This window comes from Bradyrhizobium sp. UFLA06-06, from assembly GCF_054820065.1.
Map to the genome: position 1 here is coordinate 38,180 of NZ_JADFUD010000031.1, position 15,206 is coordinate 53,385.

11 protein-coding genes are annotated in these 15,206 nt (G+C 65.7%); 3 read left to right on the plus strand and 8 right to left on the minus strand.

Annotation, left to right across the window (positions count from 1 at the left end):
* Positions 1-79 precede the first annotated feature (79 nt).
* Together IF803_RS24940 and pyrE are read right to left on the minus strand one after the other, a co-directional pair.
* The gene (locus IF803_RS24940; protein ID WP_461193852.1) at positions 80-853 is read right to left on the minus strand and encodes a DUF2865 domain-containing protein; all 774 of its coding nucleotides are present in this window, start codon (positions 851-853) and stop codon (positions 80-82) included.
* Positions 854-1,056: 203 nt separating this feature from the next.
* A complete protein-coding gene (gene pyrE / locus IF803_RS24945) occupies positions 1,057-1,620 on the minus strand; it encodes an orotate phosphoribosyltransferase (protein WP_018269561.1) in 564 nt (187 codons plus the stop codon).
* A gap of 202 nt (positions 1,621-1,822) precedes the next feature.
* Here pyrE and IF803_RS24950 point away from each other — a divergent pair, with 202 nt between their 5' ends.
* Positions 1,823-2,449 carry a glutathione S-transferase family protein gene (locus IF803_RS24950; RefSeq protein ID WP_283067305.1) on the plus strand — a complete coding sequence of 209 codons (627 nt, stop codon included), beginning with the start codon at positions 1,823-1,825 and terminating at the stop codon, positions 2,447-2,449.
* 250 nt (positions 2,450-2,699) lie between these two features.
* On the opposite strand, the gene IF803_RS24955 is transcribed toward IF803_RS24950, so the two are convergent.
* The 6 genes from IF803_RS24955 to IF803_RS24980 form a co-directional block, all read right to left on the minus strand.
* A complete protein-coding gene (locus IF803_RS24955; RefSeq protein ID WP_028333807.1) occupies positions 2,700-3,335 on the minus strand; it encodes a LysE family translocator in 636 nt (211 codons plus the stop codon).
* 243 nt (positions 3,336-3,578) lie between these two features.
* Positions 3,579-6,614, minus strand: coding sequence for a DNA polymerase I (gene polA, locus IF803_RS24960; RefSeq protein WP_461193815.1), 3,036 nt, complete (start codon positions 6,612-6,614; stop codon positions 3,579-3,581).
* A gap of 223 nt (positions 6,615-6,837) precedes the next feature.
* Positions 6,838-7,575, minus strand: coding sequence for a response regulator (locus IF803_RS24965; protein WP_028333805.1), 738 nt, complete (start codon positions 7,573-7,575; stop codon positions 6,838-6,840).
* Entirely contained in the window at positions 7,572-9,320 is a 1,749-nt protein-coding gene (locus IF803_RS24970) for an ATP-binding response regulator (protein ID WP_028340476.1), read from the minus strand. The genes IF803_RS24965 and IF803_RS24970 overlap by 4 nt, the downstream gene beginning before the upstream one ends.
* Positions 9,290-11,356, minus strand: coding sequence for a sensor histidine kinase (locus tag IF803_RS24975; protein WP_461193816.1), 2,067 nt, complete (start codon positions 11,354-11,356; stop codon positions 9,290-9,292). Before IF803_RS24975 ends, IF803_RS24970 begins: the two co-directional genes overlap by 31 nt.
* Positions 11,357-11,390: 34 nt before the next feature.
* On the minus strand, positions 11,391-12,347 hold the full coding sequence (locus IF803_RS24980; RefSeq protein WP_461193818.1) for a TRAP transporter substrate-binding protein: 957 nt from the start codon (positions 12,345-12,347) through the stop codon (positions 11,391-11,393).
* A 228-nt stretch (positions 12,348-12,575) separates the two neighbouring features.
* Between IF803_RS24980 and ugpB the strand changes: the two genes are divergently transcribed.
* Complete coding sequence (gene ugpB, locus IF803_RS24985) at positions 12,576-13,895, plus strand: sn-glycerol-3-phosphate ABC transporter substrate-binding protein UgpB (RefSeq protein WP_028340479.1); 1,320 nt, start codon at positions 12,576-12,578, stop codon at positions 13,893-13,895.
* Positions 13,896-14,122: 227 nt separating this feature from the next.
* Complete coding sequence (locus IF803_RS24990; RefSeq protein ID WP_461193819.1) at positions 14,123-15,070, plus strand: aminoglycoside phosphotransferase family protein; 948 nt, start codon at positions 14,123-14,125, stop codon at positions 15,068-15,070.
* Positions 15,071-15,206 lie beyond the last annotated feature (136 nt).

Below are 15,206 nucleotides of genomic sequence, written 5' to 3' on the forward strand. Positions count from 1 at the left end.
CTCGAGATTCCCCGATGCGCAATTGCGCATCTGAGGTCTGGTGCTTACGCACCATCCCGGAATGACGGGCTTACGCCCGTCAGTTCGCCTCGGCCCGCTTGGCGGGCTTCGCGGCGTTGCCCTTCGGCGCAACAGACGACGGCGCGACATCGCGGCCGGTTTCCGGCAGCGGCGCATCGCCCGCGATCTCGGCGCTGACGGGGGCGACCTTCATTTCGCCGAGCCGCGCGCGGACCGCCGAGGTCAATCCGGGATAGGAGGCGACCGGCGTGAAGTCGAAGGACTGCTCGTTGCCGACACGGATGCCGGTGTAGGCGACGAGGCCGTCGGTGGTCGCGATCACGTCGCCGGCACGCAGCGAGGCATCGAGCGCGAGGTCGACCGGCGCAAGCCCCGCCGGGTCACGGCCGTTGCAGGTGCAGTCGGCGCGCAGCGCCTTGCGGTAGGCGAAGGCGTTTTCGCTGTCGGCGTAGCGTTCGCCGGCGGTCGATGCGGCGCTGTCGATATGGCTGCCGTAATAGACCTTGGTCGCGCTCGCCGGACAGAAGGCCTGGCAAAGCTGCGCCGGCGTGGCGTTGCCGCGCATCGTCAGCGGAAAATATTTGCCGTCGCAGCTGCGCACGCAATACGCCGGTCCGGAACCGGCCACGCGCGGCGCCGAGATGGGGGCGGACGGTTGCCGCTCGGCCTGCTGGTTGAGGCCGAACGGGTCGGCGAAGAAATTGGCTTGCGGCGGCGCCTGCCGGCTCTGCTGCTTCTGGGAACCGCCGAAGAAGAAGTCGAGCAGCCCTTCGGCTGACACAGGCGCGGGCACCACAAGGATGGAACCCGCAACGGCTGCGGCGGCAAGCATCACGCGGCGCTGCGTGCGCCGATCACTCAACTCTGTACGCAACGCCAACTCCACCCGACGCGCCACGCCGCGGCGACAAGCTGCCCCGGCGGATTCACCTTAAGGCGGGATGGTAAACGAGCGATTGATCTGGGGTGACGGCGTCACATGAAACGCGCACCGCGCGGCGATACGCGAAGACGGGAGATAGCCGCCAAAGCGCCTCAGTCCTTCAGGAACTCGCCCGCCTTGTAGAGCGCGCGGAACGGCAAGCCGGCTTCGGCAAACGTCTCGGTCGCGCCTTCCTCGCGATCGACCATGGTGAAGACCAGCGCGATCTCGCCGCCGGCCTCGCGCACGGCTTCCACCGCCTTCAGCGCCGAGCCGCCTGTCGTGGTGACGTCCTCGACGATGACGATGCGCTTGCCCGCAAGGCTCTCGCCCTTCGCAAGCCCTTCGACGGAAAGCTTAGCGCCATGCTCCTTCGGCTTCTTGCGCACGAAGAACGCCGCGATCGGGTGGCCCTTCAGCCAGGACAGTTGCGCGATGGCGCCGGCGAGCGGCACCGCGCCCATCTCGAGCCCGCCGACGAAATCGAGCTTGTCGTCCTTCAGCGCTTCATAGGTGAGCTCGGCAAGCAGCGCCGCGCCCTCGGGATCGAGCATCGTCGGCTTCAGGTTGAAATAGAAGTCGCTCTTGCGGCCCGACGCCAAGGTGATCTCGCCGCGGCCGAACGAGCGCTTGCGGATGATCTCGGCGAGGCGGGCGCGGGAGGCTGATTTGGACAAAGACTTTTTCCCTTGAGGGTTTGAGGCGGGCGGCAATCTATCCACGCTTACCGGCACATTCCAGCGTGGAAATTCCGCCGTCAACAGTGCCCAAGCCGCGATTTCCGCGGGCGTGCTTTCCGGAAAGCGCGGTTGTGCGGCCGTTCCGTTCCCCGTAAGCAGGCGCCAAACACTCGGCCAAACACTTGCACGGGAAGCGGAAATGACCATCGAGCTGCACACCTGGAACACCCCCAACGGCCGCAAGATCTCGGTGGCGCTGGAGGAAATGGGGCTGCCCTACAAGGTGATCCCGGTGAACATCAGCAAGGGCGAACAGATGGCGCCCGCCTTCCTTGCGATCAGCCCGAACAACAAGATCCCGGCGATCGTCGATCCGGATGGCCCCGGCGGCAAGCCGGTCAGCATTTTCGAGTCCGGCGCGATCCTGCTCTATCTCGGCGAGAAGACCGGCAAGTTCCTGCCGAAGCCGCTGGCGGAGCGGATCCCGGTCTATGAGTGGTTGATGTGGCAGATGGGCGGCTTCGGCCCGATGCCGGGCCAGGTGCACCATTTCATCGCGCTGGAGAACGAGCAGGACCGCGCCTACGGCCTGAAGCGCTACATGGCCGAGACGCGGCGGCTCTACGGCGTGCTGGACCGCCGGCTTGATGGGCGCGAATTCGTCGCCGGCGATCTGTCGGTCGCCGATTTCGCCATCCTCGGCTGGGCCTGGCGCCATCCGCGCCACAAGGTCGACCTGGCCGACTTCCCCAACGTCAAGCGCTGGTACGAGACGCTGATGGCCCGCCCGGCGACGAAGCGGGGGATGGAGGCGAAGCTGGATTGAGGGTTGCTGAACCGTAGGATGGGTAGAGCGCAGCGAAACCCATCACTTCGAATCCGCGGTGGTCAGGATGGGTTTCGCTGCGCTCTACCCATCCTACGCGCTTACTTCCCTTCTCCCCTTGTGGGAGAAGGTGGCGCGAAGCGCCGGATGAGGGGTTGTCCCCGCAGACGAACTCGTGGAAACAACCCCTCACCCGGCTTCGATGCGAAGCATCGAAGCCACCCTCTCCCACAAGGGGAGAGGGTACTCGCTAGGCCCGCCGCGCCTCGAGCGCCATCTTCATCGCCAGCCCTGCGAGCACGGTGCCCATCAGCCAGCGCTGCACCAAAAGCCAGGTCGGGCGGGTGCCGAGGAACACCGCGATCGAACCGGCGGCGAGGGCGATCATCGCGTTGACGCTGACGCTGATCACGATCTGGATCGAGCCGAGCGCGAGCGACTGCGTCAGCACGCTGCCGCCGGCGGGGTCGATGAACTGCGGCAGCAGCGCCAGATAAAGCATCGCGATCTTCGGGTTCAGCAGATTGGTGACGAAGCCCATCGCGAACAATTTGCGCGGGCCGTCGACCTTCAGCGCCTTGACCTGGAACGGCGAGCGGCCGCCGGGCCTCACGGCCTGCCATGCCAGCCAGAGCAGATAGCCCGCGCCGGCAAAGCGCAGCGCGTCATAGGCGTAGGGAATCGCAAACAGCAATGCGGTGATGCCGAACGCCGCGCACAGCATGTAGAACACGAAGCCGAGCGCCACGCCGCCGAGCGAGACGATGCCGGCCGCCGGCCCTTGCGTGATCGAGCGCGAGATCAGATAGATCATGTTCGGCCCCGGCGTCAGCACCATGCCGAGGCAGATGAGCGCAAAGCCGAGCAAAGCGGATGTGTGGGGCATGACGGGTCTCGCGAGGGATGCGCACACTTCTAGCGTGTCGTCCGCGGCGCGGCCATGCCGGAATTGCTCTCGGAGCAATGTGGCGGCGAAGGTGGTGCGCTCCCTCGCCCCGCTCTTGCGGGGAGAGGGTTGGGGTGAGGGGTTCTCTCAACGTGCAAGGACCGAGGTGAGACCTGTACCCCCTCACCCGGATCGCAAGAGCGATCCGACCTCTCCCCGCAAGCGGGGAGAGGTGAGGAAGCGCTAATGCGCCTCGTCCCAATTGTTCGCGGCGCGGGCATCGACCTGCAGCGGCAGCGACAGGAGCACCGCCGGGAACGGCGCATCCTGCATCACCTTCTGCACCACCGGCAGCGTCGCCGCGACCTCATCGTCCGGCACCTCGAAGATCAGTTCGTCATGCACCTGCAAAAGCATCTGCGCCGAGAGCTTCTTCTCGGTGAGCGCGTCCTCGACGCGGATCATGGCGCGGCGGATGATGTCGGCCGCGGTGCCCTGCAGGCGCGCATTGATCGCGGCGCGTTCGTTGAAGGCGCGCACCGAGGCGTTGGAGGCCTTGATGTCGGGGTAGTAGCACTTGCGCCCGAACAGCGTCGTCACATAGCCGTTGCGGCGGCAGAAATCCTTGGTCTCGTCCATATAGGCGCGGATGCCCGGGAAGCGCTCGAAGTATTTCTTGATGTAGGCCGAGGCCTCCTCGCGGGCGATGCCGAGTTGGTTGGCGAGGCCGAATGCCGAGATGCCGTAGATGATGCCGAAGTTGATCGCCTTGGCGCGGCGGCGCACCTCGCTCGGCATGTCCTTGATCGGCACGCCGAACATTTCGGATGCGGTCATGGCGTGAATGTCGAGCCCGTCGCGGAATGCCTGGCGCAGCACCGGCACGTCGGCGATCTCGGCGAGCAGCCGCAACTCGATCTGTGAGTAGTCGGCCGACACCAGCTTGTGGCCCGGCGTCGCGATGAAGGCGCGGCGGATCTTGCGGCCGTCCTCGGTACGAACAGGGATGTTCTGCAGATTCGGCTCGTTCGACGACAGCCGGCCCGTGGTGGTCGCGGCCAGCGCGTAGGTGGTGTGGACGCGATGGGTCTGCGGATTGACGTAGGTCGGCAGCGCGTCGGTATAGGTCGATTTCAGCTTCGAGACCTGGCGCCACTCCAGGATCTTCTTCGGGAATTCGTGGCCCTGCTCGGCAAGCTCGTCGAGCACCTGCGCGGTGGTCGACCACGCGCCGGTCTTGGTCTTGCTGCCGCCGGGCAATCCCATCTTGCCGAAGATGATGTCGCCGATCTGCTTCGGACTGCCGACATTGACCGGCTCGCCGGCGATCTCCTGGATCTCGGCCTCGACGCGCGCCGCGGTCTGGGCGAAATCGCCCGACAGCCGCGACAGCACCTGGCGATCGATCGAGATGCCGCGCCGCTCCATCCGCGCCAGCACCGAGACCAGCGGCCGCTCCAGCGTCTCGTACACCGTCGCCATCCGCTCGGCGACGAGGCGCGGCTTCAGCACCCGCCACAGCCGCAGGATCACGTCTGCGCTTTCGGCCGCATATTCGCTGGCCTTGTCGATCGTGACTTGATCGAAGGTCAGCTTGCCCTTGCCGCTGCCGACGAGGCCGCCGTAGTTGACGACGGCGTGGCCGAACCAGCGCTCGGCGAGCGCCTCCAGCGCATGCGAGCCGCGGCCCGCATCGAGCGCGTAGCTCATCAGCTGCGCATCGTCGATGTTGCGCAGCGTGATTCCGTGCTGCGCCAGCATGACCGAGGTGAACTTGACGTCGAAGCCGACCTTCTGGATGCCGACGGACTCCAGCAGCGGCCTGAGCGCCGCCAGCGCCTCGGCAGTCTTGATCTGGCCGGGTGCGAGGCCTGCATCGAACAGGCCCGCGCCACCGCCGGCCTGCCTGTGGCTGAGCGGCACGTAACACGCATCGTTTGGCGCCAGCGCCAGTCCAAGGCCCGAGAGCTCGCCCTGCATCGGGTCGATCGATTCCGACATCGCCTCGATCGCGACATAGCCGGTGTCGGGCACGCGGGCGATGAAGGCCTTGAGCTGATCGAGGCTGCCGATCGCCTGATACGCCTTGCGGTCGAAGCCGGTCTTGCGGATCGCCTCGCCACGGGCCTCGGCCAGCGTCGCCGGCGTGCCCTTCAGGTTTGAATTCTTGTCGTCACGCGCACCGGTCGGCTTGGCTTTCGGCAGCGGTGCCGCAGATGTCGGGGCGTCTCCGGGCGCCGGCGTCACATCGGATGGCGGCAATGGCGAGAACACGCTCGCGCCGCTCTTGTTGCCGGGATCGGCGTCGACATTGGCCGGGTCGATCTGCGCGTAGTCGGCGACGCGGCGGGTGAGGGTGGTGAACTCCATCGCCTTGAGGAAGGCGATCAGCCGGCGCGAGTCGGGGTCGTTCACGGCGAGGTCGTCGAGCGGCACTTCGAGGTCGACCTTGTCGTCGAGCAGCACGAGCTGGCGCGAGATGCGCGCCTTCTCGGCGTTCTCCAGCAGCGCCTCGCGCCGCTTCGGCTGCTTGATCTCGCCGGCGCGGAACAGCAGTTGATCGAGATCGCCATATTCGATGATCAGCTGCGCGGCGGTCTTGATGCCGATGCCGGGCACGCCGGGCACGTTGTCGGTGGAGTCGCCGGCCAGCGCCTGCACCTCGACCACCTTCTCCGGCGGCACGCCGAATTTCTCGATCACCTCGTCGCGGCCGATGCGGCGATCCTTCATCGTGTCGTACATCACGACCTTGTCGTTGACGAGTTGCATCAGATCCTTGTCCGATGACACGATCGTCGTGGTCGCGCCGCGCTCGCTGGCGAGCCGCGCATAGGTCGCGATCAGATCGTCGGCCTCGAAGCCGACCTGCTCGAGGCAGGGCAGTTCGAAGGCGCGCACCGCCTCGCGGATCAGCGCGAATTGCGGGATCAAATCGTCGGGCGCCGGCGGCCGGTGCGCCTTGTAGTCGGGATAGAGCTTGTTGCGGAACGTGATCTCCGACTTGTCGAACACGATCGCCAGATGCGTCGGCCGGTTGTTCTCGGGCATGTCGCGCAACAGCTTCCACAGCATGTTGCAGAAGCCGAGCACGGCGTTGACCTGCAGCCCGTCGGATTTGCGGTTCAGTGGCGGCAGCGCGTGGTAGGCGCGGAAGATGTAGGACGAGCCGTCGACCAGGAAGACATGGTCGCCCTTCGCCGTGGCCTTGGCGGCGACGGGCTTGGGGTCGGTCTTCGATGCGGGCTTGGCGGGGGCTTTGGAGGCTGTTTTCGGCATGGCCGAAACTTAGGGATTTTTGCGCGGATTGACAGCCTTTGTGTCGCTGAATCCGCCGGTGCCACACAACGATTTGTCGTCCTGGCGAAAGCCAGGACCCATTACCCCAAATGATCGTTGTTTGAGCCCGCTGTGGGTCCAGCCTACCCAACCCGGGCAGTCGTGGTTATCGGTCCTGGCTTTCGCCAGGACGACATTGCGAGGCGGGACAGCTTTCGCAGCGCTACGCCTTGTCCCCGGTCGGCGAGAACAGGTAGCCGCCGCCGCGGATGGTCCGGATCACCGACGGCTTGGTCGGGTCGAATTCGATCTTGCGGCGGATGCGCATGATGCGGAGGTCGACGGCACGGTCGAAGGCTTCCGCGTCGCGCGCATTGGCGAGTTCCAAGAGCCGCTCGCGCGACAAGACCCGCTTCGGGTTGGCCGCGAACACCTTCAGGAGGCCGAATTCGGAGGCCGTCAGCGGATGCTCATTGCCCTCGTCGTCGCGCAGGGCCTGGGCCTCGAGATCGAGCCATTTGGTGCCGAACCGCACCAGCTGCTCTTTTTCGGCCTTGGCGCTCGCCGGTTCCGGCGCCGCCGCTTTCGCCGGCCCGCTCCGCCGCAGCACCGAGCGGATGCGCGCCATCAGCTCGCGCAATTCGCAGGGCTTCGCCACGTAGTCGTCGGCGCCGAGCTCCAGCCCGACCACCCGGTCGATCGGGCTGGCAGTAGCTGTCAGCATGATGACGGGGACGTTGATCTTGCTCTTGAGGTCGCGAATGATCGACAGCCCGTCTTCCTCGGGCATGTTGAGGTCGAGCACCACGAGATCGGGCGTGCAGCCCTCGATCTCCTTGCGCAGGCTCTTGCCGCCATCGCACAGCGTCACGCCGAAGCCGTGCATCTTGAGGTAATCGCCGACCATTTCGCGGGCCGGTGCCTCATCGTCCACGATGAAGATATGCGGGTTCTGGCTCATGATGTCTCTGTCGCCGGCAGTGTAACCGTAAAGGTCGACCCCTGTCCGGGGCCCGGGCTCTGCGCGGTCACATGGCCGCCATGCATGTCGATGATGCGCTTGACGATGGAAAGGCCGAGGCCGGTCGAGCTCTCGCCCGCGGTCGGCTTGGCCGACAGCCGCTGGAACCGGCCGAACAGCCGGCCGAGATCCTCCGGGCTGAGGCCGGGACCCTGGTCGACGATGCGGATCACGGTGTCGTCGCCCTCATGGCTGACCGTGACCGTGATCTTGCCGCCGATCGGCGAGTACTTGATGGCGTTGCTGACGAGGTTGTCGATCGCCTCGCGGATCCGGTCGGCGTCGCACATCGTGACGAACTGCTGCGGCCCCGAGACCGAGATGCTCTGCTGCTTGTTGACGGCCGAGGGCAGATTCGCCTCGGTGACCTCGTTGACCAGGGCCGCGACGTCGACCGGTTCGCGGCGGATGGTGATGTCGAACGCATCGGCCATCGCGTCCGAGATCAGATGATCGACCATCGAGGTCAGCCGCTTGGTGGCGTCCCGGATGTGCTCGACCTGCGACGTGACGTTTTCCTTCGGGGAGCCGGCGCCGATCAGCTCGGTCAGCATCTCGGTGCGGCCGAGGATCACGCCGAGCGGGTTCTTCAGATCGTGGGCGACGGTGCCGAGGATCTCGTTCTTGAAGCCGTTGGCGCGCTGCAGCCGCAGCCATTGCGCCGAGAGCCGCCGGTTGGCCTGCATCAGCGCGCGGGTGCGCTGCGCGACGCGGTCCTCGAGCTGGGTGTTGGCCTCGTGCAGCTGCTGGTAGAGGATCACATTGTCGAACGCGATCGACAGCCGGCTCGAGAAGATCTCGACCAGCGCACGGTCGGTGTCGGAGAGCTGGCGCTCGGCTTGCAGCAGCACCACGACCTCGCGGCCGCTGCCGGTGCGCGAATAGAGCACGCTGCGGTGGTCGGCGAACTCGTTCTTGCGGCGCTGGAATGCTTCCTCCACCATGTGCCGCAGGTCCGGATCGAGCGCCTTCGACGAGGTGGTGCCGATGAAGCGGCTGTAGCAGCCCGAGCAGGCCAGCACCGAGAAATCGGCCGCCGCCGAATTGCCGTCGTCGCGCAGCACCAGAATGCCGGCGCAGTCGACGTTGAGCAGCGAGGCGAGCTGGGTCAGCACGCCCTCGGCCAGCCGCTGCATCGACTTGAAGTCGTACAGCGTCGAGGCCGCGTCGATGATGATCTCGAGCCCGCGCCGCGTCTGCACCATGCGCTCGAGCTGCTGGTAGCTGCGCAGCGCGGCCGTCAGCGACGTGAACAGCTTGTCGGCGGTGAGCTCGGTCTTCGCCTTGTAGTCGTTGATGTCGTATTGCACGATGACGCGCCGTTCCGGCGCCTGGCCGGGCTGGCCGGTGCGCAGGATGATGCGCACGGTCTCGTTCTTGATCTCGTTGCGGATGAACTCGACGAGCTCGAGGCCGGCGACGTCGGTCTCCATGATGACGTCGAGCAGCACGGCTGCGATGTCGGGGTTGTCCCGCATCAATGTGCGGCCTTCGGCCGCAGAGTAGGCGGAGAGGATCTCCAGCGTCGAACCGTTCAGGTTGTAATCGCTCAGCGCGAAGCGGGTGCCTTCATGGACGGCGTGATCGTCGTCGATGACGGCGATCTTCCATTTGCGGGCCGACGAGTCCTCCGGGGGGCTCTCGGTATCGTCGATCAGTTGGAGGACATCGTCCTGTTCGGCCATTGACTGGTTCCGTCGGCTGCTGCGTCAGTGATCGTGGGCTCGCCCTTGGCAGCCCCCTTGGCGATCCTGGGCATGATAATGCGAAAAGTGGTGCCTTGTCCTACCCTTGACTCCAGCATCATGCGTCCACCGAGCTGCTGGGTGACGAGGTTATAGACGATGTGGAGGCCGAGGCCCGTACCACCTTCGTTGCGGCGCGTCGTAAAGAACGGGTCGAACGCCTGCCGCTGCACGTCCGGCGTCATGCCAGCCCCGTCGTCCGCGAAGATGATCTCGACATCGTCGGCGCCGCGCCCGCGCGCCGAGATGGTGATGGTGCCGGAGCGGCCATCGGCGAAGGCATGATTGACGGCGTTGAGGAAAAGATTGGTTAAGATCTGCCCATAGGCGCCGGGATAACCGTCGATCAAGAGCCCCTCGGGCACATCGACCGACAGCGCGATCGCGGCCTTCTTCAGCACCGGCCGCAGGCTCGCCACGATCTGGTCGGTGGATTCGCTCAAGGCAAACTGGCGGCGCTCGGCATGCGAGCGATCGACTGCGACCTGCTTGAACGACTGGATCAGCTCGCCGGCGCGCGTCAGGTTCGCGACCAGTTGCTGCGATGCGTCACGCGAGGCGCGCACGAACTCGTCGAGCTTGGAGCGGCGCAGCGGCTCGGTCTTCAGGTCATTCTCGAACATCTCGCTGCGGCGGGCGAAGCTCGAGGCCACCGTCAGGCTGATGCCGATCGGATTGTTGACCTCGTGGGCGACGCCGGCAACGAGGCCGCCGAGCGCGGCGAGGCGTTCGGCATCGATCAGGTTCTGCTGCGCGGTATTGAGCTCGAGCAGCGCGCTTTCGGCCTCCTCCTTGGCGGTGCGCAGCTCGTCCTCGGTCTTGCGCTTGGCGATCGCGTTTTCGCGGAACACTTCAACCGCACGCGCCATGGCGCCGACCTCGTCCTTGGCCGAGGTGCCCTGCACCGGCCGGTCGAGATCCCCCGAGGTGATGGTGCGCATCGCGGCCATGATCTGCGCCAGCGGCAGGCGGATCGACAGCGCGATCATGACGCCGGCCGACATGATGACGCCGAGGAAGATCACGGCGATCGACAGCACCCGGCGCGAGATCGAGGTCAGCGTCTTGTCGAACGTCTCCTGCGCCTTCTGCTCGCGCTGGCGCATCTTCACCGAGAGATCGTCGATCGCGCCGATCGCATCCGCCTGGCTGGCGTCGATCGAGTTGCGCAGCAAATCGGTGCGGTTGGTGAGCTGCTCGCTGAGCTTGCCGAGCCCGTCGCGCAGCTCGGCGGTCTTGACCTTGAGCCGCGCCAGCGCCATCCGCTGCAGATCGTTCTCGGCCAGATCGGTCATGACGGGAATCGTCCTCTCGATCGTATCGATGTTGCGGCGGGCTTCCTCGGCCGACGAGGAGGCCAGCGAGAGATAGTAGGCGTTGGCGGCGACCAGCAGCGAGGTGAACGCTTCGCGCGACTTGCCGAGCGCGGGCCAGATCAGTGCATCGCGATGGCCGGTCGCGCCCTCGATGATCGAATAGAGCCCGGCCATGTCCTTGGTCGGCGACAGCACCTGCTCATCATAGGTCTTGGCGATCCTGGTCTGCACGGTGCGCAGTTCGCCGAAGCCGTCGAGGAAACGGCTGGTGACGCGCTCCAGCTGCTCGACCGAGCCTGACAGCATCGGGTCGGTCGAGGCCCGGTTCGTCAGCGTGCCGAGCACGGCCTCGCGGAGCAGCAGGATTTCCGCGAACAGGTCCGGGCTCGGCTGGTTGATGTAGCGATGGATCAGGTTCTGCAGGCGGCTGGTCTCGCTTTCGAGCTTGGCCAGGATCTTGTCGGATTCCCGCACCTGGCGGACGTCCTCCCAGGCCGAGCCGAGCACCTTCGCGCCGTTCCAGATCAACACCGCCAGCACGATCACGACCGCGGAGTTGAGCAGGGCGATCGAAAGGATGCGCCAGCGGATCGGCACCGCACGCAGCAGCTGGACGATGCGGAAACGGCCCTGCGGCCCGAAGGCCGCCCGCCGTCGCATCGTCCCGTCCTGCTTTGATGCGTCCAAGATCCGGTTACTCCATGTTGCGGATGCGTTCGATCAGCGCCGATGTCGCGGGATCGCGCTCGGCCCTGGCGTAGATGCCGGCCATTGCAGCTTCGAACGGCTTGCGGTCGATATCGGTCACGATCTCGACGCCCGCCAGCTCCGCCTGCTTGCGCGAGCGCGCCTCGAGCTCCCGCCACCTCTCGCGCATGTAGACGCTGGAGCGCTGCGCGGCCTCGCGGAAGATCGCCTGCTCCTCCGGCGAGAGGCTGGCCCATGCCTTTTGCGACATCAGCAGCACGTCCGGACTGAAGGTGTGTTGGGTCAACGTGTAGTAGCGGGCATGTTTGTAGTGACCGGTGGTGACGAAGGACGCCCAGTTGTTCTCGGCGCCGTCGATCAGCCCGGTGGCGAATCCGGTCAATACCTGGCCGTAGGGCATCTGGACCGGCTGGGCGCCGAGCGCGCGCATCACGTCCGACATCCGTTCGGATTGCTGCACGCGCAACCGCAGTCCCTTGACGTCGTCGAGCGAATGGACCGGGTGGATGCTGTTGTAGATCGAGCGGGCGCCGGAATCGTAGAAGGCCAGCCCGACGAAGCCGTGAGCCCCGAGACTGTTCAGGATCTCGCTGCCGATCGGTCCATCCAGCACGTTCTGCAGGTGTTCGGGCGATCGAAACAGGAACGGCATTGCCAGCACGTTGACCGACGGCACCATTGTCCCGATCAGCGCGACATTGGTCCGGTTCAGGTCGATGGCGCCGGCCCGGGTCTGCTCCAGCGTCTCCTTTTCCTCACCGAGCTGGCGGGAATGGAAGACCACGATGCGGTGCCGGCCGGCGGTGCGTTCAGCGATCAGGCGGTCCATGTAATTCAGCGCCTGGACGGTCGGATAGTCCTCATTCTGGGTATCGGCGGTACGGAATTCGCGCGCAAAAGCGCTCGCCGGGACCGCTGCCCATGACAGCGCGACGGCAAGCATCGTTATCCGCGAAAGGCCGGCGCGGCGGTACACAGGCTACAATTCCCCTTGTGATTTGTGTCCAGGGCGGGAAGAAAAGGTTCAACGCAATTTTAGCAGAATGGCGCTGGTTCGCCATCGGCCAAACGTTAAATCCGCGGTGCAACCTGTGGTGTCGGTTGAATCTGCGGTTGTAGCGCCTTATGAGGGCGTGTTGGCATCCGGGAACGGCTCGTCGTGAAGTTCGCTTTGAAGCTCGCCTTGAAGCTTTTGCACCTCGTCGTCGCGGCTCTTCTGCTTGTGTCGCCGGCGCGAGCGGCCACCGAGATCATGTGGTGGCACGCGATGTCGGGCGAGCTCGGCAAGCAGCTCGAGAAGCTTGCCGCCGATTTCAACGCCTCGCAATCCGACTACCGGATCGTGCCCGCCTACAAGGGCAACTATACCGAGACCGTCACCGCGGCGATCTTCGCCTTCCGCTCGCGCAGCCAGCCGGCGATCGTTCAGGTCAACGAGATCGCGACCGCAACCATGATGGCGGCCCGCGGCGCGATCTATCCGGTGTTCGAGCTGATGCGCGATCAATCCGAGGCATTCGCGCCGTCGGCCTATCTGCCCGCGGTGGCCGGCTACTATGCCGATGTCGACGGCAACATGTTGTCGTTCCCCTTCAATGCCTCGACGCCGATCCTCTACTACAACAAGGATATGTTCCGCTCCGCCGGGCTCGATCCGAGTGTGCCGCCGAGGACCTGGCCGGAGCTCGGCGTCGTGGCCAAGCGGCTGCGCGCGGCGGGCGCGATGTGCGGCGTGACCACGTCGTGGCCCTCCTGGATCAATGTCGAGAACTTCTCGGCCTTCCACAATCTGCCGATCGCAACCAAGGCCAACGGGTTTTCCGGGCTCGACGCCCAGCTGATCTTTAACAATCCGCTGGTGGTGCGCCACATCGCGCAGCTCGCGCAATGGCAGGCCGACAAGACCTTCGACTATAGCGGCCGCGGGCAGGCGGCCGAGCCGCGCTTCCAGAAAGGCGAGTGCGGCATCTTCATCGGCTCGTCGGGTACGCGCGCCGACATCAGGGCCAATTCCAAATTCGAGGTCGGCTACGGCATGATGCCGTACGAACCCGACGTGCAGGGCGCGCCGCAAAACTCGATCATCGGCGGCGCGACGCTGTGGGTGTTGCGCGACCGGCCGCGCGCCGAGTATGCCGGCGTGGCGAAGTTCTTCGCCTATCTGTCGCGGCCGGAGGTGCAGGCCGCCTGGCACCAGAACACGGGCTACCTGCCGATCACCCGCGCCGCATTCGATCTGACCCGTGCGCAGGGTTTCTACGATCGCAATCCCGGCGCCTCGATCTCGATCGAGGAGGTGACGCTGAAGCCGCCGACCGACAATTCGAAGGGCATCCGCCTCGGCTCGTTCGTCCTGATCCGCGACGTGATCGAGGAGGAGCTCGAGCAGGTGTTCGCCGGCAAGCGTTCGGCGCAGGCCGCGATGGACAACGCCGTCGAACGCGGCAACCGCCTGCTGCGCCAGTTCGAGCGCGCCAATCCGGATAGGTGAGGGGCATCCAGGCTGCTCAACTGTTTCTCCGTCATCCTGAGAGGATGTGAATGTATCGCTCGCAAGCGGCGCCACACACTCAGGGTCGTCCTGGCGAAAGCCAGGACCCATTACCCCGGCTGCTCATCGTTGCGCGAGGCTAGGGCCGCGATCCCGCTTACAATCAAATTCGGTGGTTATGGGTCCTGGCTTTCGCCAGGACGACAGCGTTGAGAGGCCGCGCGCGAATGCATCTTCCTTCCCTGACCGACTACGACACCTACCGCGCCTGGCGCAGCGACACGTCGCGCTGGCTGCCGGTCGCGCGCGATATTGCCGATGGCCACGGGCTGTCGTGCGCCGCGCCGCATGTGTTCTCGACCGGCACCAACCTCGTCGTCGCGTTGGACGATGGCCTGATCCTGAAACTCTTCCCGCCGTTTCTGCGTCCGCAATTCGTGTCCGAACGCGGCGCGCTCGCGGCGTTGCGCGGACGGCTCGGCATTCCGATTCCCGACCTGGTCGCAGAGGGCGAGCGTGACGGCTGGCCCTATCTCGTCATCACGCACCTCGCCGGCACCGTCGGTTTGGAAGTCTGGCCGGCGCTGTCGGAAGCCGAGCGGGAGCGCGTGCTCGCCGAGATCGGGGCCGTGATCGCCGAGGTGCAGCGCGTGCCGCCTGGCAACCTGCTTGCGATCGGGCCGCGCTGGGAGGCCTTCATGCGCACCCAGATCGCGCAGTGTCGGGCGCGGCACCAACGGCTCGGCCTGCCGGCGAAATTCCTCACCTCGCTCGGCGATCTCCTGCGTGACGCCACTGAGTTGATCCCGATGAACGCGCCGCCGGTGATCCTGACCGGCGAATACATCCCGGAGAACTTTCTGCTCGGACGCCGGGCCGACGGCTGGCACGTCGCCGGCCTGTTCGACTTCGGCGACGTCCGGACGGGGTGGGGTGAGTACGACCTGCTCGGCCCCAGCGCCTTCATGGCCGCCGGGCATCCGCGCCGGGTGCGCAGCCTGTTCGACGGTTTCGGCATCTCGCGCACTGACGTGACGTTCACGCTGAAGCGGCGGCTGATGGCGCTCTTGATGCTGCACTCTGCGAGCGATCCGCTCCGGCACATCTGCATCGAGCGTTGGCCGGACCAGGTCGATGATCTCGTGCAGTTGCAGGAGCTGATCTGGCCCGATTAGCGCGCTTCAGCGCGCGACATCCATTGCCGGCCACAAAGCAAGCAGGAGTCATTTCTTGCTCATTCATTGAGCATATCGCCCGTCTTTGTATGCAATTGGCGATGGAGGGTTTTGCCCGACCGGGATACCCGTCGGC